The sequence below is a fragment of the Pantoea sp. PA1 genome, assembly GCF_056856975.1.
This window is the reverse complement of sequence record NZ_JBXGEE010000004.1, coordinates 370,931-390,347: the sequence shown is the minus strand read 5'-3', so window position 1 is coordinate 390,347 and position 19,417 is coordinate 370,931. Positions and strand designations below refer to the sequence as shown.

18 protein-coding genes are annotated in these 19,417 nt (G+C 59.1%); 3 read left to right on the top strand and 15 right to left on the bottom strand.

Features of this window, described 5'->3' with window-relative positions; translation table 11 throughout:
• Positions 1-80: 80 nt before the first annotated feature.
• Positions 81-1,475 (bottom strand): NarK family nitrate/nitrite MFS transporter, encoded by a 1,395-nt coding sequence (locus AC1V0D_RS17370; protein ID WP_140925067.1) that lies wholly within the window; start codon positions 1,473-1,475, stop codon positions 81-83.
• A gap of 313 nt (positions 1,476-1,788) precedes the next feature.
• Here AC1V0D_RS17370 and narL point away from each other — a divergent pair, with 313 nt between their 5' ends.
• The gene (gene narL, locus AC1V0D_RS17365) at positions 1,789-2,439 is read left to right on the top strand and encodes a two-component system response regulator NarL (RefSeq protein ID WP_111208205.1); all 651 of its coding nucleotides are present in this window, start codon (positions 1,789-1,791) and stop codon (positions 2,437-2,439) included.
• A gap of 23 nt (positions 2,440-2,462) precedes the next feature.
• Here the strand turns inward: narL and AC1V0D_RS17360 are convergent, their stop codons facing one another.
• On the bottom strand, positions 2,463-3,386 hold the full coding sequence (locus AC1V0D_RS17360; RefSeq protein WP_167432414.1) for an amidohydrolase family protein: 924 nt from the start codon (positions 3,384-3,386) through the stop codon (positions 2,463-2,465).
• A 586-nt stretch (positions 3,387-3,972) separates the two neighbouring features.
• Between AC1V0D_RS17360 and mutS the strand changes: the two genes are divergently transcribed.
• On the top strand, positions 3,973-6,534 hold the full coding sequence (gene mutS / locus AC1V0D_RS17355) for a DNA mismatch repair protein MutS (RefSeq protein ID WP_482907813.1): 2,562 nt from the start codon (positions 3,973-3,975) through the stop codon (positions 6,532-6,534).
• 120 nt (positions 6,535-6,654) lie between these two features.
• On the opposite strand, the gene rpoS is transcribed toward mutS, so the two are convergent.
• From rpoS to cysG, 13 genes are all read right to left on the bottom strand, one after another.
• A complete protein-coding gene (rpoS, locus tag AC1V0D_RS17350; protein WP_009086923.1) occupies positions 6,655-7,647 on the bottom strand; it encodes an RNA polymerase sigma factor RpoS in 993 nt (330 codons plus the stop codon).
• A 57-nt stretch (positions 7,648-7,704) separates the two neighbouring features.
• Entirely contained in the window at positions 7,705-8,805 is a 1,101-nt protein-coding gene (gene nlpD / locus AC1V0D_RS17345; RefSeq protein WP_009086925.1) for a murein hydrolase activator NlpD, read from the bottom strand.
• Between the two features lie 162 nt (positions 8,806-8,967).
• Positions 8,968-9,594 carry a protein-L-isoaspartate(D-aspartate) O-methyltransferase gene (locus AC1V0D_RS17340; protein WP_009086927.1) on the bottom strand — a complete coding sequence of 209 codons (627 nt, stop codon included), beginning with the start codon at positions 9,592-9,594 and terminating at the stop codon, positions 8,968-8,970.
• On the bottom strand, positions 9,588-10,349 hold the full coding sequence (gene surE, locus AC1V0D_RS17335) for a 5'/3'-nucleotidase SurE (RefSeq protein ID WP_009086929.1): 762 nt from the start codon (positions 10,347-10,349) through the stop codon (positions 9,588-9,590). Before surE ends, AC1V0D_RS17340 begins: the two co-directional genes overlap by 7 nt.
• 191 nt (positions 10,350-10,540) lie before the next feature.
• Positions 10,541-11,581: a tRNA pseudouridine(13) synthase TruD gene (gene truD, locus AC1V0D_RS17330; RefSeq protein ID WP_426608322.1), complete on the bottom strand. Its 1,041-nt coding sequence runs from the start codon at positions 11,579-11,581 to the stop codon at positions 10,541-10,543.
• Complete coding sequence (gene ispF, locus AC1V0D_RS17325) at positions 11,578-12,060, bottom strand: 2-C-methyl-D-erythritol 2,4-cyclodiphosphate synthase (RefSeq protein WP_337021968.1); 483 nt, start codon at positions 12,058-12,060, stop codon at positions 11,578-11,580. Before ispF ends, truD begins: the two co-directional genes overlap by 4 nt.
• Positions 12,060-12,776 carry a 2-C-methyl-D-erythritol 4-phosphate cytidylyltransferase gene (gene ispD, locus AC1V0D_RS17320; protein ID WP_058958443.1) on the bottom strand — a complete coding sequence of 239 codons (717 nt, stop codon included), beginning with the start codon at positions 12,774-12,776 and terminating at the stop codon, positions 12,060-12,062. The genes ispF and ispD overlap by 1 nt, the downstream gene beginning before the upstream one ends.
• 3 nt (positions 12,777-12,779) lie before the next feature.
• Positions 12,780-13,097, bottom strand: a complete 318-nt coding sequence (gene ftsB, locus AC1V0D_RS17315; protein ID WP_009086936.1) for a cell division protein FtsB — start codon at positions 13,095-13,097, stop codon at positions 12,780-12,782.
• Positions 13,098-13,273: 176 nt separating this feature from the next.
• The gene (locus AC1V0D_RS17310; protein WP_140925056.1) at positions 13,274-13,594 is read right to left on the bottom strand and encodes a DUF3561 family protein; all 321 of its coding nucleotides are present in this window, start codon (positions 13,592-13,594) and stop codon (positions 13,274-13,276) included.
• 54 nt (positions 13,595-13,648) lie between these two features.
• A complete protein-coding gene (cysC, locus tag AC1V0D_RS17305; RefSeq protein WP_046102454.1) occupies positions 13,649-14,254 on the bottom strand; it encodes an adenylyl-sulfate kinase in 606 nt (201 codons plus the stop codon).
• A complete protein-coding gene (gene cysN, locus AC1V0D_RS17300) occupies positions 14,254-15,681 on the bottom strand; it encodes a sulfate adenylyltransferase subunit CysN (RefSeq protein ID WP_482907812.1) in 1,428 nt (475 codons plus the stop codon). The genes cysC and cysN overlap by 1 nt, the downstream gene beginning before the upstream one ends.
• Positions 15,682-15,692: 11 nt before the next feature.
• Entirely contained in the window at positions 15,693-16,601 is a 909-nt protein-coding gene (gene cysD, locus AC1V0D_RS17295) for a sulfate adenylyltransferase subunit CysD (RefSeq protein WP_009086943.1), read from the bottom strand.
• 9 nt (positions 16,602-16,610) lie between these two features.
• Positions 16,611-18,026: a siroheme synthase CysG gene (gene cysG, locus AC1V0D_RS17290; RefSeq protein WP_426608321.1), complete on the bottom strand. Its 1,416-nt coding sequence runs from the start codon at positions 18,024-18,026 to the stop codon at positions 16,611-16,613.
• Between the two features lie 365 nt (positions 18,027-18,391).
• Here cysG and AC1V0D_RS17285 point away from each other — a divergent pair, with 365 nt between their 5' ends.
• Positions 18,392-19,411, top strand: coding sequence for an aminopeptidase (locus AC1V0D_RS17285; protein ID WP_046102457.1), 1,020 nt, complete (start codon positions 18,392-18,394; stop codon positions 19,409-19,411).
• Positions 19,412-19,417 lie beyond the last annotated feature (6 nt).

The window sequence follows — 19,417 nt, the reverse complement described above, 5'->3', positions numbered from 1 at the left end:
CTGGTGTCACATTGCTCACTCTGCATGCGTGCTGATGCAGAAAATAAAGTGGGTGCCGGTGCGCCACACCGGCGTTGTCGTTATCCGGCGCGCGCTTTTCGTCCGTAGACCCGCCAGGTGACGGCGATACAGCAGAGGTAGAAGACCAGAAAGATTTTCATCGCCCCGGCCGGAGAGCCGGTCATGGCAAGCGAGAGGCCAAAGGTCTGCGGAATAAAGAAGCCGCCCAGCGCGCCGATAGCGGAGATAAAGCCAAGCGCCGCGGAGGTTTCTGTGGCGGCTTCCCGCTGTGCCAGCGCCTCGTCACCGCCTTCGGCCTTGATGCGTTCCAGCGTCAGACGGCGGAAGATCACGGCAATCATCTGGTAGGTGGAACCGCTGCCGAGGCCGGAAGTGAGGAACAGGCCCATAAACAGGGCGAAGAAGGCAACGAACGATCCCTGATGTCCGGCTCCCGGCAGCGTGAGAAACAGCAGTGCAGCAAACAGTGCCATCAGCACGTAGTTGATCAGGGTGACACGGGTTCCGCCGAAGCGATCCGAGATCATGCCGCCTGCTGAGCGCGCCAGTGCGCCAATCAGCGGGCCAAAAAAGGCGTAGTGCATAATCACCACGCCGGGAAACTGCGTCTTTGTCAGCATGGCGAAACCGGCTGAAAAGCCGATAAAGGAGCCGAAGGTCGCCAGATAGAGCAGCGCCATGATCCAGAGGTGCGGACGTTTCAGCACCGGCAGCTGTTCGCGCAGCGAGGATTTCGCTGCCGCCAGATCGTTCATCCCCAGCCAGGCGGCCAGCGTGCCGATGGCCAGAAACGGCACCCAGATCCAGGCCGCATTTTCCAGCCAGAGACTATCGCCGCTCGCGGTGACTTGCCCCCCATCGGCAAAACCAAAAATGGCGCAGGAGATCGCCAGCGGAGCAACAAACTGCATGACGCTGACGCCGAGGTTCCCCAGGCCGCCATTGATGCCCAGCGCGCCGCCCTGACGGGCTTTGGGAAAGAAGAAGCTGATATTGCCCATGCTGGAGGCGAAGTTAGCACCGCCGAAACCGCACAGCAGAGCGATCGCCATAAAGGTGGCGAAGGAGGTCTGGCTGTCCCTTACCGCAAAACCGAGCCACAGGCAGGGAACGATCAGGATGCCGGTGCTGAAGGCGGTCCAGCGGCGTCCGCCAAAGACGGGAATCACAAATGAGTAAGGCACACGCAGCAGCGCGCCGGAGACCGACGGCAGCGCGGTCAGCAGAAAGAGCTGTTCGGTACTGAAGCGGAAGCCGACCTTATTCAGGTTAACCGCGACGGTGCTGAACAGCATCCAGACGCAGAAGCTCAACAGCAGACAGAAGACAGAGATCCAGAGGTTGCGGCTGGCGATGCGTTTACCCCGCGCCTGCCAGAAGGCCGCATTTTCCGGTTGCCACTCCTGGATCGGTGCGCCGCGCGTCGGGGTTTGCAAAGGGGCAGATTGGGTCATGACTCTCTCATCAGCAGAAGAATAATGGGGCATATCCTGCGTATCCGCCCTGCCCGCTTGCTTGATACAAATCAACGGCAATGCAGGTTATCCGGGCGTGGTCATCCTGTCTCAGCCGGGATAAGTAGCGGAGAGGCAGCAGAGAGTCATTGCAAATCATAGGGTTAATCGGCTGCACTGAAAATGGCGTGCCGGGAAGAGGTAAAAATGGAAATAAAGGAGTAGTCCTTTGGGGGTATATAGCGCCCCCGCCTCACCGGTAAGATAGGCCCACACCCGATCCGGACGGGCAGCGGCGACAGGAACAGGAGTCATGGTGACGGCAGAGACATTTACGCTTTTATTGATCGACGACCACCCCATGCTGCGCAACGGGCTGAAGCAGCTAATCGCGCTGGATGAGAGACTGCAGGTGGTTGCCGAGGCGGGAAACGGTGCGCAGGGCGTGGCGCTGGCGCAGCAGCACGATCCTGACCTGATCCTGCTGGATCTGAATATGCCGGGACTGAATGGGCTGGATACCCTGACCCGACTGCGCGAAGCCCCCCTCTCCGGGCGGGTGGTGGTGTTCAGCGTGTCGGATGAGGAAGAGGATGTCGTCAGCGCACTGCAGCGCGGCGCCGATGGCTATCTGCTGAAAGATATGGAGCCGGAAGCGCTGCTGAAAGCCCTGCATCAGGCGGCAGCCGGTCAGATCGTGCTGAGCGAGGCGTTAACGCCGATGCTGGTCACCCGGCTGCGCGACGCCCGGCCTGCCCGGCCGCGTGACATCACGCAGCTGACCCGACGCGAACGCGAAATCCTGCAGCTGATCAGCGACGGGATGACCAATAAAGCGATCGCCCGTAAGCTGGCCATCAGCGAAAGCACCGTTAAGGTCCACGTCAAATATCTGCTGAAGAAGATGAACCTTAAATCCCGGCTGGAAGCCGCGGTCTGGGCGCTGCAGCACGGGCTGAACTGACCTGGCTGCCTGTAAATGCTGCGTCAGAAGTCATAGAGCTTAACGGGGTTATCACGCAGTATTCTCTGCCGATCCCGGCTCTCCGGCGCCCAGACCTGCATCAGATCGAGTAACACCGCATCGTCCGGCTTATGGCTGTCCGGTTCGGTCGGATGCGGCCAGTCGCTGCCCCACAGCAGCCGTTCCGGGTTAATCTGCACCAGTTTTTGTGCCACCGGCGTCACATCGTTATAGCCCGGCGCGCCGGTTAAGGAGTCGATATAAACCCCGGAGAGTTTTATCCAGCTTTTCCCGCCATCCAGCATCCGCTGCAGCGTGGTAAACACCGGCGACGTAATGCCCTCCGGCTGCGGCACGTGCCCCATATGATCGATCACCACCGGGGTCGGGAGTCTTTGCAGCCGGCTTTCCAGTTCGGTTAAGTGTTTACCAGAGGTCACCACCTGAATATGCCAGTTCAGGGGATTTACGCGTGCTGCTAACTTCTCCATATCATCGAGGTTAACCGCGCTGTAACGCAGATTGAACCGGATTCCCCTGACGCCCGCCTGATGCAGCTTCTGCAGTTCATCATCGCTGACCGACGAATCCAGCACCACCACGCCGCGCGCATTTCCCCCGCTCGCCGCCAGGCCATTCAGCAGGACGCTGTTATCGGTTCCATAGCGGGAGGGTGTGACAATCACCATCCGGTTGATGCCCAGTCTCTGCTGAAGCTTCCGATAGTCTTCGAGTGAAGCGTTCGCCGGGTTCATCAGTTTTGTGCCAGGCACGGCAGGACAGCGGCTGTCGTACAGATGCATATGGCAATCGACGCTGCCTGGCGGCGGAATCAGCTGAGGTTTTTTCTCGCCCGAACTGTAAGGCACGTTTGCGAAGGCGGGAAACGTCGCCGCGAAAGCCAGCGCCGCGCCTGAGTGTAAGAAATGCCGACGGGTTAGTGACATTTATCCTCCTGATAATTAAGGTCATTAAAGCCGTTATCCAAACTTTCCGTTCCATCCTGAGCGCGACGTCATCATCCCGGCAAACTCTCCCGGTCGCCGCTATGACGGCGTGATGCTGACCTGACTGCGCCGGGTAAATTTTGCGCGCTGAAAATGTAACCCGTTGATTCAAGCACTTTTATCCGCCGGGCGCAGATGTGCGTGCCGCTTCTTTGACCGGTGTCTCTTTTTCAGGCGGGCATGGCGGACTGATTTTTCTTTAATCCGCCCGACCCTGCCGGTGATCCCCACGCTCCGCGCGCAGCCGCCTGATCGGCAATCCCCCGGTGCGCTATCCTGTCAGAAATCGCGAGCCGCCTCGCAGCAGCACATCAAAGGGTGCAAAAGTGACACTTTTCTGTCGCCAGCCGTCCTGCCATTTGCCAGGATGGCTCCTGGCCGGTCAGGTTCACGGTCTGCGCATCAGGCTGGCATATGCCCTGCCCTATTCGTTATCATCTGATTATCCCGCGCGCCTGGAATCCCTTTCGGTTTCATGGGCGTTGACCGCCAGAAATTTACCGCATCAAAGATGAGTTAAAACCTTATGCAAGAGCCAACCGAAAAGGACTTTCCTTCTCACACGCCCATGATGCAGCAGTACCTGCGCCTCAAGGCCGAGCACCCTGACATTCTGCTGTTTTACCGTATGGGTGACTTCTACGAGCTGTTTTATGACGACGCGAAACGTGCCTCACAGCTGCTGGAGATTTCGCTGACCAAACGCGGCGCGTCGGCGGGCGAACCGATCCCGATGGCCGGTGTGCCCTATCATGCGGTTGAAGGGTATCTGGCTAAGCTGGTGCAGCTGGGCGAATCCGTGGCGATCTGCGAGCAGATCGGTGACCCGGCGCTGAGCAAAGGTCCGGTCGAGCGCAAAGTGGTGCGTATCGTTACGCCGGGAACCATCAGCGATGAGGCGCTGTTGCAGGAGCGGCACGACAACCTGCTGGCGGCGATTGTGCAAAGTCCGCGGGGGTTTGGCTACGCCACGCTCGACATCAGCTCGGGCCGTTTTCGCCTCAGCGAACCTGCCGATGCCGAAACTATGGCGGCAGAGCTGCAGCGCACCAACCCGGCCGAGCTGCTCTACCCTGAAGATTTCCAGGCGATGTCACTGATCGATCAGCGTCGTGGCCTGCGCCGCCGTCCGCTGTGGGAGTTTGAGATCGACACCGCCCGGCAGCAGCTCAATCTGCAGTTCGGCACCCGTGACCTTAACGGGTTTGGTGTGGAGAATGCGCATCTTGGACTGAGTGCGGCGGGCTGTCTGCTGCAGTATGCCAAAGATACCCAGCGCACCACCCTGCCGCACATCCGCTCGCTGAGCATGGAGCGGCAGCAGGACAGCATCATTATGGATGCGGCCACCCGCCGTAATCTGGAGATCACCCAGAACCTGGCAGGCGGCACCGACAACACCCTGGCGGCCGTGCTGGACAAAACGGTCACCCCGATGGGAAGCCGGATGCTCAAACGCTGGCTGCATATGCCGCTGCGCGACGTGCGCACGATCACCCAGCGTCAGGAGTCGATTGCAGAACTGCAGCCTCTCAGTGAGGTGCTTCAGCCAGTGTTGCGTCAGGTCGGCGATCTGGAACGAATCCTGGCCCGCCTGGCGCTGCGTACCGCCCGCCCGCGCGATCTGGCCCGCATGCGGCACGCTTTTCAGCAGCTGCCGGAGCTTAACCAGCTACTGGCCGATGTTGAAGCGCCACAGCTGCAGAAGCTGCGCACCCAGATGGGCGAGTTCGCCGCGCTGCGTGAGCTGCTGGAGCAGGCGATCATCGACTCCCCGCCGGTGCTGATCCGCGACGGCGGCGTGATTGCCCCCGGTTACAACGCCGAGCTGGATGAGTGGCGTGCGCTGGCCGATGGTGCAACGGACTATCTCGACAGGCTGGAGATTCGCGAACGCGAGAAGCTGGGACTAGATACCCTTAAGGTTGGCTTTAACGGGGTACACGGCTACTTCATCCAGGTAAGCCGCGCGCAGAGCCATCAGGTGCCGATGCACTATGTCCGTCGTCAGACCCTGAAAAATGCGGAACGCTACATTATCCCGGAGCTGAAAGAGTACGAAGACAAAGTACTGACCTCGAAGGGGAAAGCGCTTTCGCTGGAAAAAAGCCTCTATGAGGCGCTGTTCGATCAGTTGCTGCCGCATCTTGAAGCGTTGCAGCTGAGTGCCGCGGCGCTGGCAGAGCTGGATGTGCTGAGCAATCTGGCCGAGCGCGCCTGGACGCTGAATTACTGCCGGCCGGTGTTGCAGGATAAAGCCGGGATCAAAATCAGCGGCGGCCGTCATCCGGTGGTCGAACAGGTGCTGAAAGAGCCGTTTATTGCGAACCCGCTCTCCCTGGCCCCCCAGCGCAGAATGCTGATCATCACCGGTCCGAACATGGGCGGTAAAAGTACCTATATGCGTCAGGCGGCGCTGATTGCGCTGATGGCGTGGATTGGCAGTTTTGTTCCCGCCGATGAGACGCTGATTGGCCCGCTGGATCGCATCTTCACCCGCGTGGGTGCCGCTGACGATCTCGCCTCCGGACGCTCGACCTTTATGGTGGAGATGACCGAAACCGCCAACATCCTGCACAACGCCACCGAAAACAGTCTGGTGCTGATGGATGAGATTGGACGCGGTACCTCCACCTACGACGGCTTATCGCTGGCCTGGGCCTGTGCCGAAAACCTGGCCAACCGCATCAAGGCGATGACGCTGTTCGCGACCCATTACTTCGAGCTGACGACCCTGCCGGAGAAAATGGAGGGCGTGGTCAACGTTCACCTGGACGCGGTGGAGCACGGTGACACCATCGCCTTTATGCACAGCGTGCAGGAGGGGGCCGCCAGCAAGAGCTATGGTCTGGCCGTGGCAGCGCTGGCGGGGGTGCCCAAAGAGGTCATCAGGCGCGCGCGCAGCAAGCTGAAAGAGCTGGAGACCGTCTCCAGTCACTCCGCCTCATCGACGGTCGACGGTTCTCAGTTGCCTCTGCTGGTTGAAGAGACCTCTCCGGCGGTAGAAGCCCTGGAGGCGCTGGACCCGGATACGCTGACGCCGCGTCAGGCGCTCGACTGGATCTATCGCCTTAAGTCGCTGGTCTGAAGGTTCGCCGTGCCGCGTGAAAGCGCGGACCGGCCCGCTACGTTTCTGCCTGACCTTTTCTGCAGGCATAAAAAAAGCGGTGGTTTTCACCACCGCTTTTCGCATTGATACTCAGATCAGTTATTCACGAAACAGTGCTTCAATGTTGAGGCCCTGCGCCTGCAGGATTTCGCGCAGACGGCGCAAACCTTCAACCTGAATCTGACGGACACGCTCACGGGTTAAGCCGATTTCACGACCGACATCCTCAAGCGTTGCCGCTTCATAGCCCAACAGGCCGAAACGACGTGCCAGCACTTCACGCTGCTTGGCGTTCAGTTCGAACAGCCATTTGACGATGCTTTGTTTCATGTCATCGTCCTGCGTGGTGTCTTCCGGGCCGTTGTCTTTCTCATCGGCCAGAATATCCAGCAGCGCTTTTTCAGAATCCCCGCCTAATGGCGTGTCAACCGAGGTAATGCGTTCGTTGAGACGCAACATACGGCTTACGTCATCAACCGGTTTATCAAGCTGCTCCGCGATCTCTTCCGCACTCGGCTCATGGTCGAGCTTGTGGGACAGTTCACGCGCAGTACGCAGATAAACGTTCAGTTCTTTAACAATGTGAATCGGCAGACGGATAGTACGGGTTTGATTCATGATCGCCCGTTCAATGGTCTGACGAATCCACCAGGTGGCGTACGTTGAGAAACGGAACCCGCGCTCCGGGTCAAATTTCTCAACGGCGCGAATCAGGCCGAGGTTACCTTCTTCAATCAGGTCCAGCAGGGCTAAACCACGATTGCTGTAACGACGGGCGATTTTCACCACCAGGCGTAAGTTACTTTCGATCATACGGCGACGGGAAGGAATATCACCCCGCAATGCACGGCGAGCGAAGAAAACTTCTTCCTCTGCCGTTAACAACGGAGAATAGCCAATCTCCCCAAGATAGAGCTGCGTCGCATCTAAAACACGCTGCGTCGCACCCTGTGATAGCAACTCTTCTTCCGCTACGTCGCTATCACTGGCTTCGTTTTCAACGAGTGCTTTCTCGTCAAAAATTTCAGCTCCGTTCTCATCGAATTCCGCGTTCTCATGTAACTCGTTTACTTTCAGCGTATTCTGGCTCATAAGCGGCTCCTACCCGTGATTCCAGGGCAGAACATAAAAAGGGTCTGTTCTGCCGGATTATCGCTGCGGTAAATAACGCAACGGGTTTACGGATTTCCCCTTGTAACGAATTTCAAAATGTAATCTGACTGAACTGGTTCCGGTGCTACCCATGGTAGCGATCTTCTGCCCCGCCTTAACTTCCTGTTGTTCCCGAACCAGCATTGTATCGTTGTGGGCGTAGGCACTCAGGTAATCATCGTTGTGTTTAATGATGATTAAATTACCGTACCCCCGGAGTGCGTTACCTGCGTAAACCACGCGTCCTGATGCGGTGGAAACGACAGATTGTCCGCGCGTTCCGGCGATATCGATCCCTTTATTGCCACCTTCGGCGGCAGAGAAGTTATCGATAATCTTCCCATCGGTCGGCCAGCGCCAGCTTCCGACCGGCGTTGAACTGTTGGTGGTACTGCTCACCGTTGGGGGGGCGGTCACGACTGGAGCTGTTGTCGTTGCAACATTTGCTCCTTTCGAAGGCAACAATTTGCTGCCACCCGAATTACCCGAATCATCAGAATACGTAATAACAGGTTGCTGTGCAACAACAGGCGCTTTAATTTGTGGCGACGCCGGAACACCGCCCTGCGTTGCATCAGCAACGGTAATGGGATTTCCGCCCGTAATCGGCTGACCTGACCCATTTCCAATCTGCAGCGTTTGCCCCACATTCAGGCTATAGGGCGCCGGAACGTTGTTGCGCTGGGCTAAATCGCGGAAGTCGTTGCCGGTAATCCAGGCAATGTAAAACAATGTGTCACCGCGCTTAACGGTATATGTTTCACCGGAGTAACTACCCTTTGGAATATTCTGATAACTGCGGTTGTACACAATCCGGCCATTCTGTGTCTCAACATTATCGCTGGTACTAATCATTCCACCGCTACGGGGAGCAGATCCTGAATTTGTGCTTAACATTTGTCCCTGGGCAGGTGTGGCAGGCACGCCGCCCGAAACCATGCCTGTGTCAGACGGGCTGCTGTTCATGCCGCCATTGTCGCCCACGCGACTGATGGGCGCCTGCGAGTTGTCGCTGGAGCTGCAGCCTGCCAGCCAGAAACCTACCAGTGAAAGCGCCGCCAGACGGCGTAACTGAAAAAGTGTGCTTCCCGTGCTCATTAATCCCCCGTGATGGCAACTCTGATCTATCTGTTTCACTGTATCTGCCAGCAGAATGCTCTGCGTGACGCGATAAAAGCTGTGTTTTCGTTAGGTAAACCGGATAGTAACAACATCAGGTACGTGGTGCCATGAAACAGTTGTGAAGAAATACGTAGAGGGTCAGGCCAGGTCGCCCTGCACGAGCGGAACAAAACGCACCGGCTCGATGGTCTCTTCGGTCACCTCTTTTCCCTGACGACGCAGCCGTTTCAGTACCTGCTGATCTTCCCCCACCGGCAGCACCATAATGCCGCCTTCTGCCAGCTGCGCTATCAGCGCAATCGGAATTTCCGGCGGGGCCGCCGTGACGATAATCGCATCGAACGGGCCACGGGATGGCCAGCCCTGCCAGCCGTCGCCATGGCGGGTGGAGACATTGTGCAGGTCGAGCTGTTTCAGCCGGCGCTTGGCCTGCCACTGCAGCCCTTTAATCCGCTCCACGGAATAGACGTGATCAACCAGGTGGGCCAGAATGGCGGTCTGATAACCCGAACCGGTGCCGATCTCCAGCACCCGCGAATGGGGATTCAGCCCGAGCAGCGCGGTCATCCGCGCCACCATGTAGGGCTGTGAGATGGTCTGACCGGAGCCAATAGGCAGGGCGACATTGTCCCAGGCCTTGTGCTCGAACGCCTCATCGATAAAGCGTTCGCGTGGCACCTCGCTGATGGCTTTCAGCAGGTTTTCGTCATGGATGCCCTGCTGACGCAGTTGTGACAGCAACGTCTCAATACGCCGATTCACCATGCCAGATTCACCTCAGCTTTCGCCAGCCAGTCGCTGAGCACCTCCTGTGCACTGTGCGCCGTTAAATCGACGTGCAGCGCGGTGACAGAGACATAGCCCTGATCCACGGCGGCGAAGTCCGTATCCGGCCCGGCATCCAGTTTTTCCCCCGGCGGGCCAATCCAGTAGAGGGTATTGCCGCGCGGGTCCTGCTGCGCAATCACCTGATCGGCCGGATGGCGGCTGCCACAGCGCGTCACGCGAATGCCCCGGAGTTCGGAGAGCGGCAGATCGGGCACGTTGATATTGAGAATGCGACCGGTGCGCAGCGGCTCATGCGTCAGCGCCCGGAGAAGCGCACAGGTCACCGCCGCGGCTGTCTCATAGTGCTGATGACCATTGAGCGAAACGGCGATCGCCGGTAAGCCCAGGTGTCTCCCCTCCATCGCCGCCGCGACCGTACCGGAGTAAATCACATCATCCCCGAGGTTGGGACCGGCATTGATGCCTGACACCACAATATCGGGCCGCGGCTGCATCAGGGCATTCACCCCCAGATAGACACAGTCGGTCGGGGTACCCATCTGCACCGCGATATCGCCGTTTTCATGGGTGAACGTTCGCAGGGGCGTTTCCAGGGTGAGCGAGTTTGACGCACCGCTTCGGTTACGATCGGGGGCAACCACCTGCACGTCAGCAATCTGCCGCAGGGCTTTCGCCAGAGTCTGAATACCTGGCGCATGAATGCCGTCATCGTTGCTGAGCAATATCCGCATTTCGTTCTGACCTTTTTTTATTCGACTGGTCGCCGCGACTGAACCTGTCTGAACGGCATGGCAACAGGTGAGGAATGGGCGGCGATTTTTGCATTCTAGCGAGGCACGCAAGGAAGTGGTAGGCGTAAATCACACAGCAGAGGGGGGTTGCCGCAACATTCCCCACACAGCGGGTCAGGTTGCGGCGAAGATTACTCATCAATCTGATCGGACGCGTCGGCCTGAACCAGCAGTTCTCTGACGACGCTAGTGGCGAAGCTGCCTGCGGGCAGCCAGAACGTCAGCTCCAGCGTCACCTCATCCCACCAGCTCCAGCGCAGATCGCGCGGCACGACCAGCATGGCACGGCGTGCGGCATCCACCCGTTCGCGCTCAATCAGGCCGGTCAGCAGGGTTTCGCCAGCCAGCACCTGCTCTTCAAAAGCCAGCGCATCCGCCTGCGGACCCGGCTCGCCCCGCCCCGGCAGCGGCGCGGTGATGCGCAGTTCATGCTGTTCAACCCGGCGCTGGCACGCTTCCAGCTCATCCGGCTGCGCAACAAACCAGCTGCCTCGCCCGGTCAGCTGCAGGGCATCGCCGTTAAGGACCTGACTCAGGCCACCCTGCTGCGCCAGACGCGCACTGGTCACCTGATTAAACAGCGCACTGCGCGCGGCAGAGAGCATCAGGCTGCGCTTGTTGCGATCGCGCAGGGTAATCTCGTTGCGCGCCCACTTCTCTGCGATCACCAGGTTATTGCCACCGCGCCCGAAACGCTGCTCACCGAAATAGTTCGGCACACCCGCGTCACGAATCTGCGTCAGGCGCGTCTCAACCGCCTCACGGTCACTGATCTGGCGGATGACCAGCCGGAACGCATTTCCGGCCAGCGCGCCGGTGCGCAGCTTGCGCTTGTGGCGTACCGCCTGCAGGATCTCAACCCCCTCCAGCGCAAAACCGCGCAGATCGGGCATCGCATTCCCCGGCAGACGGAAACAGAGCGTCTGCTCCGTTACGGCATGGCGATCCTTCATCCCGGCATAGCTCATGTCACGCTGATGCACACCGAGATATTTCGCCAGCGCCTCCGCCACGAAGCGGGTATTCGCGCCCACTTTACGGATGCGCACCAGCAGATGCTCACCTTCCCCATCCGGGCCATAACCGAGATCTTCAACCACCACAAAATCTTCCGGGCTGGCTTTGATGACGCCGGTGGCAACGGGCGTGCCGTGCAGATAGTGAAGCGTCATTGGGTGTCGGTTTTCAGCAGCAGGGCCACCGCTTCGCAGGCGATCCCTTCACCGCGCCCGGTAAAGCCCAGCTTTTCGGTCGTGGTGGCTTTGACATTGACCGCATCCATGTGACACCCCAGATCTTCCGCGATGTTGATGCGCATCTGCGGCACATGCGGCAGCATTTTCGGCGCCTGGGCAATCAGGGTGACATCCACGTTACCGATGCGATAGCCTTTGGCTTCGATACGACGCCAGGCCTCGCGCAGCAGGCCGCGGCTGTCCGCGCCTTTAAACGCGGGATCGGTATCCGGAAACAGCTTGCCAATATCGCCCATGGCGACCGCGCCCAGCAGCGCATCCGTCAGCGCATGCAGCGCCACATCACCATCGGAATGGGCGATAAACCCCTGCTCAAACGGGATCCGCACACCGCCAATCACTAACGGACCCTCTCCGCCAAAGGCGTGAACGTCAAAACCGTGACCGATACGCATCATGCGCTCTCCTTTAATTGAATCTGACTCAGATAAAAAGCCGCCAGCGCCAGATCTTCTGGCCGGGTGACTTTGATGTTATCACTGCGTCCGCTGACCAGCAGCGGATGGTAGCCGCAATACTCCAGCGCCGAGGCCTCATCCGTAATGGTTGCGCCCTCGGTCAGTGCCCGCGTCAGGCAGGCTGTCAGCAGCGCATGCGGGAAAAACTGGGGGGTTAAGGCGTGCCAGAGATCGTCACGCTCTACCGTGTGGGCCACCGCGGCTTTGCCCGGCTCGCCACGTTTCATGGTGTCGCGCACCGGTGCGGCCAGAATCCCGCCGACGTGGCTCTGTTCGCGCACGTTGAGCAGCTGCTGCAGGTCGTCGGGATGCAGACAGGGACGGGCAGCATCGTGAACCAGAACCCACGCGGAACCCTGCGCGGCCTGCAGGCCAGCCAGCACCGATTCGGCGCGGGTCTCTCCGCCGGTAACCCTGAGCACGCGCGGATCGCGCGCCAGCGGCAGTGAGGCGAAGTGCTGATCGTCGGGACTGAGGGCGACAATAACCTGTTTAATGGCAGGATGGGAAAACAGACGTGCAATGCTGTGTTCCAGAAGGGTGTGCTGACCAATCGTCAGATACTGCTTAGGACAGGTTGCCTGCATGCGGCTGCCGATCCCGGCCGCGGGCACCACGGCAATCACATCCGCAAGGGAGGCCAGAGTATTCATGTTTTATCGTTGTTGGTTTTGCGCTGATTGTTGCGCGTTGCGTTTGTTCTGGTCAGGCACCAGACGATAGAAGGTCTCACCGGGCTTAATCATGCCCAGCTCATTGCGTGCACGCTCCTCGATCGCTTCCGAGCCGCCATTGAGGTCATCAATTTCGGCAAACAGCTGATCGTTGCGCGATTTCAGTTTGGCATTGTTAGCCTGTTGCACCGCGACATCATCATTGACGCGCGTATAGTCGTGGATGCCATTTTTCCCCAGCCACAATGAATATTGCAGCCAGCCGAGCAGCACCAGTAACAGTAACGTCAGTTTTCCCATCCCGCCCCCTAAAAACGGCCCAATCATCCCATAACTTTGCACAGGACTCCACACCAGCGGAGAAAATGGCGCGCTTTGCCGCGCGTCTGCACAAAATATGAATCAGCAGCGATTCCGGGGGGAAAAGATTTGTAACCGGCCGATGCGTTTGCACATCAGCGCAGCAGCATCAGCGCTTACCAGCCGGAGAGAAAAGAGAACATCAACCAGAAGAGAGAGACCACCAGAATCACGGTGGCGAGTGCGGTCCAGAGCCACTGTCCGCTGAGCAGCGTATTCAGGGCAATACCGGCGACCACCGCAACCGGCAGCAGCGCCAGAAAGAATGGCCAGGTATAAAGAAAGAAAAACAGCGTGTTGGAGCCGAACAGCAGGAACGGGATCGCCAGCGCACACCAGTAAGCGAGAAAGCCGATCACGCAGCCCGGCAGCAGTGAGCGCGGCTCATCCGGGGTGGTGTCATCTTTACGAGCGAGCAGTGGGGTTATGTTCTGCATAGGCATCCTGTTGGTGCGAGGGCGGCAAATCAGAGACGATTTGCCGCTGTCTCTTCAGGATCTGATGATATCGCGGTCACGCAGCAGGTCTAACAATTGGGCGGCCAGTTTTGTAACCAATTGTTCGCCATCCAGCTGAATTTCCGGGCTCTCCGGGGCTTCATAAACGCTGTCGATACCGGTGAAGTTTCGCAGTTCTCCGGCCCGGGCTTTGCGGTATAACCCTTTAGGATCGCGCGCCTCACACACCGCTAACGGCGTATCGACAAACACCTCGATAAACTGTCCCGGTTCCAGCAGATCGCGCACCATCTGCCGCTCGGCGCGATGCGGTGAAATAAAGGCGGTGAGCACCACTAATCCGGCATCCACCATCAGTTTCGCCACTTCGCCGACCCGACGGATATTCTCTTTGCGGTCGTCATCGCTGAAACCGAGGTCACGGCACAGGCCGTGACGCACATTATCCCCATCCAGCAGATAGGTGCTGACACCGATGCGGTGCAGCGCCTGCTCCAGCGCACCGGCGACCGTGGATTTCCCCGAGCCCGACAGCCCGGTGAACCACAGCACCACGCCCTGATGGCCGTGCTGCTGTTCGCGTGCCGCGCGGGTGACCGGATGGTCATGCCACACCACGTTGTCGTCGTGCTGCGCCATTATTGACCGCCCAGCAGATCGCGTGCGTTCCAGTGTGGGAAGTGACGGCGCACCAGCGCATTCAGTTCCAGCTCAAAGGCGCTGAACTCACCTGTACTGGCCGGCACATCCTGGTTGGGCTGATGGATCATGCCCGCCCCGACCGTAACGTTGCTCAGGCGATCGATAAAGATCATGCCGCCGGTCACCGGGTTCTGCTGATAGCTGTCGAGCACCATCGGTTCATTGAAGACGATCTCAATGCGACCGATTCCGTTCAGCGGCAGCGCATCGACCTGATGGGTCGCCAGCGAGTTGATGTCGACCTGGTGCAGCACCTTTTCGACCCGGCCACGGGTTTTCTTACCGGCGATTTTCAGATCGTAGCTCTGACCCGCCTGCAGCGGCTGCTCCGCCATCCACACCACGTCAACGCTGGCCGACTGCACTGCCGTCAGCGTTTCACTGGCGTCCACCAGCAGATCGCCACGGCTTATATCAATCTCATCCTGCAGCACCAGGGTAATCGCCTCCCCTGCTCCCGCGTCCTGCAGATCGCCATCAAAGGTCACAATGCGGGCAATCGTCGACTCCACGCCAGACGGCAGCACTTTAACGCGCTGACCCACCTGTACGCTGCCTGACGCCAGGGTACCGGCATAGCCACGGAAATCGAGGTTAGGACGGTTCACATACTGCACCGGGAAGCGCATCGGCTGATGGTCGACAACGCGCTTCAGCTCCACGGTCTCCAGCACGTCCAGCAGCGTCGGGCCGGTGTACCACGGCATGGTCTGGCTGGCCGTCGCAACGTTGTCCCCCTCCAGCGCCGACATCGGCACAAAGCGGATGTCGAGATCGTCCGGCAGCTGGGCGGCGAAATCGAGATAATCCTGTTTGATCGCCTCGAAGCGATCCTGACTGTAGTCCACCAGATCCATCTTGTTGATCGCCACCACCAGGTTCTTAATGCCCAGCAGCGTCGAGATAAAGCTGTGACGACGGGTCTGATCCAGCATGCCTTTTCGCGCGTCGATCAGCAGGATCGCCAGGTCGCAGGTGGAGGCCCCGGTCGCCATGTTGCGGGTGTACTGCTCATGGCCCGGCGTGTCGGCAATAATGAATTTACGCTTTTCGGTCGAGAAGTAGCGGTAGGCCACGTCGATGGTAATGCCCTGCTCACGCTCCGCCTGCAGACCATCTACCAGTAGCGCCAGATCGAGCTTCTCGCCCTGGGTGCCGTGACGTTTGCTGTCGTTGTGCAGTGAAGAGAGCTGGTCTTCATAGATCTGACGGGTGTCGTGCAGCAGACGCCCAATCAGGGTACTTTTTCCATCGTCCACGCTGCCGCAGGTCAGAAAACGCAGCAGGCTCTTGTGTTGCTGAGCGGTCAGCCAGGCTTCAACGCCGCCCTGGTCGGCAATCTGTTGTGCAATTACGGTATTCATCTGGCGTCTCCTTAGAAATAACCCTGGCGTTTTTTCAGTTCCATCGAACCGGACTGGTCGCGGTCGATCATGCGGCCCTGACGCTCACTGGTGGTGGACACCAGCATCTCTTCGATGATCTCCGGCAGCGTCTGCGCTTCGGACTCTACTGCACCGGTCAGCGGCCAGCAGCCGAGGGTACGGAAACGGACCATCCGTTGGGTGATCTCTTCACCCGGCTGCAGATTGATACGATCGTCATCAATCATCATCAGCATGCCGTCACGCTCCAGCACCGGACGCGGCGCGGCGAGATAAAGCGGCACGATCTCGATGTTTTCCAGGAAGATGTACTGCCAGATATCCAGTTCGGTCCAGTTCGACAGCGGGAAAACGCGGATGCTTTCGCCCTTGTTGATCTGACCGTTGTAGTTGTGCCACAGCTCAGGACGCTGGTTTTTCGGGTCCCAGCGATGGAAGCGGTCACGGAACGAGTAGATACGCTCTTTGGCGCGCGACTTCTCTTCATCGCGACGTGCGCCGCCGAAGGCCGCGTCAAAACCATATTTGTCCAGCGCCTGCTTCAGCCCTTCCGTTTTCATGATATCGGTGTGTTTGGCGCTGCCGTGGACAAACGGGTTAATGCCCATCGCCACCCCTTCCGGGTTGCGGTGAACGATCAGCTCGGCCCCCATCGCTTTCACGGTGCGGTCACGGAATTCATACATCTCGCGGAATTTCCAGCCGGTGTCCACATGCAGCAACGGAAACGGCAGCGTGCCCGGATAGAACGCTTTGCGTGCCAGGTGCAGCATGACCGAAGAGTCTTTGCCGATGGAGTACATCATCACCGGGTTGCTGAACTCTGCAGCCACTTCGCGAATGATATGGATGCTCTCCGCCTCCAGCTGACGCAGATGAGTGAGTCGTTTTTGGTCCATGATTTTCCCTCAAGCCAGATTGACAACGGCGGACTCGCGAGCCCCCTGCTGTGCTGAATGTTTAAACCAGGCGAGTTGCCCGTGCAGATTAACCACCTCTCCGATCACCAGCAGCGCCGGAGTAGGTGCCGAGGCGGCCAGCGCCTCAAGGTGTTCTAAGGTGCCGGTCAGCACCTGCTGATCCTGACGGGTGCCGCGACTGATCACCGCCACTGGCGTTGATGGTGCACGACCATGCTGAATCAGCGCCGCGCTGATAGCAGCCGCTTTAACCGTGCCCATGTAGATCGCCAGCGTCTGACGCGCACGCGCCAGCGATGGCCAGTCAATATCATCCCCATCGGGACGGCAGTGACCGGTAATAAACATCACGCTCTGGGCATAGTCGCGGTGGGTCAGCGGAATCCCGGCATAGGCCGTCGCACCGGCAGCCGCGGTGACGCCCGGCACCACCTGGAAAGGCACGCCCGCCTGCTGTGCCGCCTGCAGCTCTTCGCCGCCGCGGCCAAAGATAAAGGGATCGCCGCCCTTGAGGCGCACCACCCGCTTACCTTTCAGCGCCAGTGAAACCAGCAACTGATTAATCTCTTCCTGCGGCAACGTATGCGCGCTGGCGCGTTTACCGACGCAGATGCGGTCGGCGTCACGACGCACCAGGTCCAGCACCTCTTCACTGACCAGATGGTCATAGAGCACCACGTCGGCTAACTGCATTACCTGCAGGCCACGCAGCGTCAGCAGGCCGCTGTCGCCCGGCCCGGCACCGACCAGAAAGATCTCGCCCTGACGGGTTGGCTCTTCCAGCAGTTCACGATCCAGCGTGCGCTTCGCCTCTTCGACGTTACCGGCGGACATCTGACTGGCGAACAGACCGTCGAAGGCCCGCTCCCAGAAACGCCGACGATCGGACATGCGGCTGAAGCGCTGTTTGACCTTATCGCGCCACAGCCCGGCTACCTCCGCCATCTGGCCCAGACTGGCGGGCAGCAGCGTTTCGATTTTTTCGCGCAGCATGCGTGCCAGTACCGGCGCGGTGCCGCTGGAGGAGATCGCTACTACCAGCGGTGAGCGGTCAACAATCGACGGGAAGATAAAGGTGCATTTGGGCTGGTCGTCGACCACGTTAACCAGCTTATGCCGCGCGTTAGCAGCTTCAAAAACCTGGGTGTTGAGATGGTTATCGTCGGTGGCAGCAATCACCAGGAAAACGCCATCCAGCTGAGCCGGATCAAATTCGGTCGCCACCCACTCCAGCTCCTGCTTATCCAGCAGTTCCTGCAGTTCCGGGCAGAGTTCACGAGAGGCGATCTGCACACGCGCGCGCGCGCGACGCAGCAGTTCAATTTTTCGCGCCGCAATATCTCCACCGCCGACAACCAGAACCGGGCGGCCAGAGAGATCGGCAAAAAGAGGCAAATAGTCCACGTTAACCCTGATGTTTTAACTTTGTATTAACGGGACTATACGTCGCTGAGTTTATCCAGATGAAATTACGAATTGGAATGAGTAGTTACCGAATGGAATAACGGTGGCGCAAAGCACAGAACAATTTGATCTTAACAGATGAAATGTAATGGCTTTTTCGTGAACAGGCTCACAGATTCCTCCGCACCTGCTGCGCTGCAAAAGCAGATAAGTGCCAGCGCAAAGGTCTGCCTCTCTGTGCCGGAGGCGACAGCGCCCGATTCCACTAACAGGATTGCGGAACAAAAAGCGTATAATACGCCCGGCATGAGCGGCCCTGGCCCCTGTACAGGCCCGCTCCGGACAAATAAAAAAAAGGATGCACTATGTTTTGTTCCCTCCGTCTGAGGGTTGCCACTCTTTTGTCTGGCGCACTCCTCTCCCCGCTGGCACTGGCACTGGCCACGCCGCCCGGCCAGTTTGCTGAGCAGCAGGTCCGGCACATCGCCACCTTTTTCCCGGGCCGCATGAGTGGCAGCCCGGCTGAGCTGATGGCAGCTGACTATCTGCAGCAGCAATTTACCGCGCTGGGTTATCAGACCAATACCCGCCAGTTCAACACCGGTTACAACTGGCAGGAAGAGGATGGCTCGCGGCGCTGGCACAAGCTGACCGCCACCTCGGTCATTGCCGCACGCGCTGGCAGCGTGCCGCAGGAGATCCTGATCGTGGCCCATCTGGATACCTGGACGCCGCTGAACAGCGCCCAGGTTCACCGCAATCTGGGCGGCCTGCGTCTGCAGGGGGTGGATGATAACGCCTCAGGGCTGGGCGTGATGCTGGAACTGGCGCAGCAGCTGAGTCAGAAACCGCTGCACTATGGCGTCCGCTTTGTGGCATTGAGCGCCGGAGAAGCCGATCTGCACGGCATGGATGACTACGTGGAGCGGATGAGCGCGCGTGAGAAGAAGAACACCCTGCTGGTCATCGACCTCAACAGCCTGATCACCGGCGATCATCTCTATTTTAACAGCGGCATGAATACGCCCCGGGCGGTACGCAAGCAGACCAGCGATCGGGCGCTGCTGCTGGCCCGCCAGCTCGGCATTCCCGCCGCCAGTCATCAGCTGACCCGAAAAGATGTCAGCGGGCTGAATGCCTTTGACAGGGCGGGTTTTCCGCTGCTGGATGTGACCGCCAGTAACTGGACGCTGGGAAATAAAGATGGCGCGCTGCAGCGTCACCGCAGCCGCCACTTTCCCGATGGCGTCACCCGCCATCAGACTGACCTGGATAATCTGAACTACCTTGACCGCTGGCTGCCGGGTCAGATAGCCCGACGAACCCATGACAGTGTCAGCGTGCTGCTGCCGCTGCTCAGAGAACTGACCAATCCCAACGTGTGAGGATCT

Coding starts and splice junctions, on each gene's coding strand:
- AC1V0D_RS17370 (WP_140925067.1), bottom strand. CDS start 1,475: ATGACCCAATCTGCCCCTTTGCAAACCCCGACGCGCGGCGCACCGATC.
- narL (WP_111208205.1), top strand. CDS start 1,789: ATGGTGACGGCAGAGACATTTACGCTTTTATTGATCGACGACCACCCC.
- AC1V0D_RS17360 (WP_167432414.1), bottom strand. CDS start 3,386: ATGTCACTAACCCGTCGGCATTTCTTACACTCAGGCGCGGCGCTGGCT.
- mutS (WP_482907813.1), top strand. CDS start 3,973: ATGCAAGAGCCAACCGAAAAGGACTTTCCTTCTCACACGCCCATGATG.
- rpoS (WP_009086923.1), bottom strand. CDS start 7,647: ATGAGCCAGAATACGCTGAAAGTAAACGAGTTACATGAGAACGCGGAA.
- nlpD (WP_009086925.1), bottom strand. CDS start 8,805: ATGAGCACGGGAAGCACACTTTTTCAGTTACGCCGTCTGGCGGCGCTT.
- AC1V0D_RS17340 (WP_009086927.1), bottom strand. CDS start 9,594: ATGGTGAATCGGCGTATTGAGACGTTGCTGTCACAACTGCGTCAGCAG.
- surE (WP_009086929.1), bottom strand. CDS start 10,349: ATGCGGATATTGCTCAGCAACGATGACGGCATTCATGCGCCAGGTATT.
- truD (WP_426608322.1), bottom strand. CDS start 11,581: ATGACGCTTCACTATCTGCACGGCACGCCCGTTGCCACCGGCGTCATC.
- ispF (WP_337021968.1), bottom strand. CDS start 12,060: ATGCGTATCGGTCACGGTTTTGACGTTCACGCCTTTGGCGGAGAGGGT.
- ispD (WP_058958443.1), bottom strand. CDS start 12,776: ATGAATACTCTGGCCTCCCTTGCGGATGTGATTGCCGTGGTGCCCGCG.
- ftsB (WP_009086936.1), bottom strand. CDS start 13,097: ATGGGAAAACTGACGTTACTGTTACTGGTGCTGCTCGGCTGGCTGCAA.
- AC1V0D_RS17310 (WP_140925056.1), bottom strand. CDS start 13,594: ATGCAGAACATAACCCCACTGCTCGCTCGTAAAGATGACACCACCCCG.
- cysC (WP_046102454.1), bottom strand. CDS start 14,254: ATGGCGCAGCACGACGACAACGTGGTGTGGCATGACCATCCGGTCACC.
- cysN (WP_482907812.1), bottom strand. CDS start 15,681: ATGAATACCGTAATTGCACAACAGATTGCCGACCAGGGCGGCGTTGAA.
- cysD (WP_009086943.1), bottom strand. CDS start 16,601: ATGGACCAAAAACGACTCACTCATCTGCGTCAGCTGGAGGCGGAGAGC.
- AC1V0D_RS17285 (WP_046102457.1), top strand. CDS start 18,392: ATGTTTTGTTCCCTCCGTCTGAGGGTTGCCACTCTTTTGTCTGGCGCA.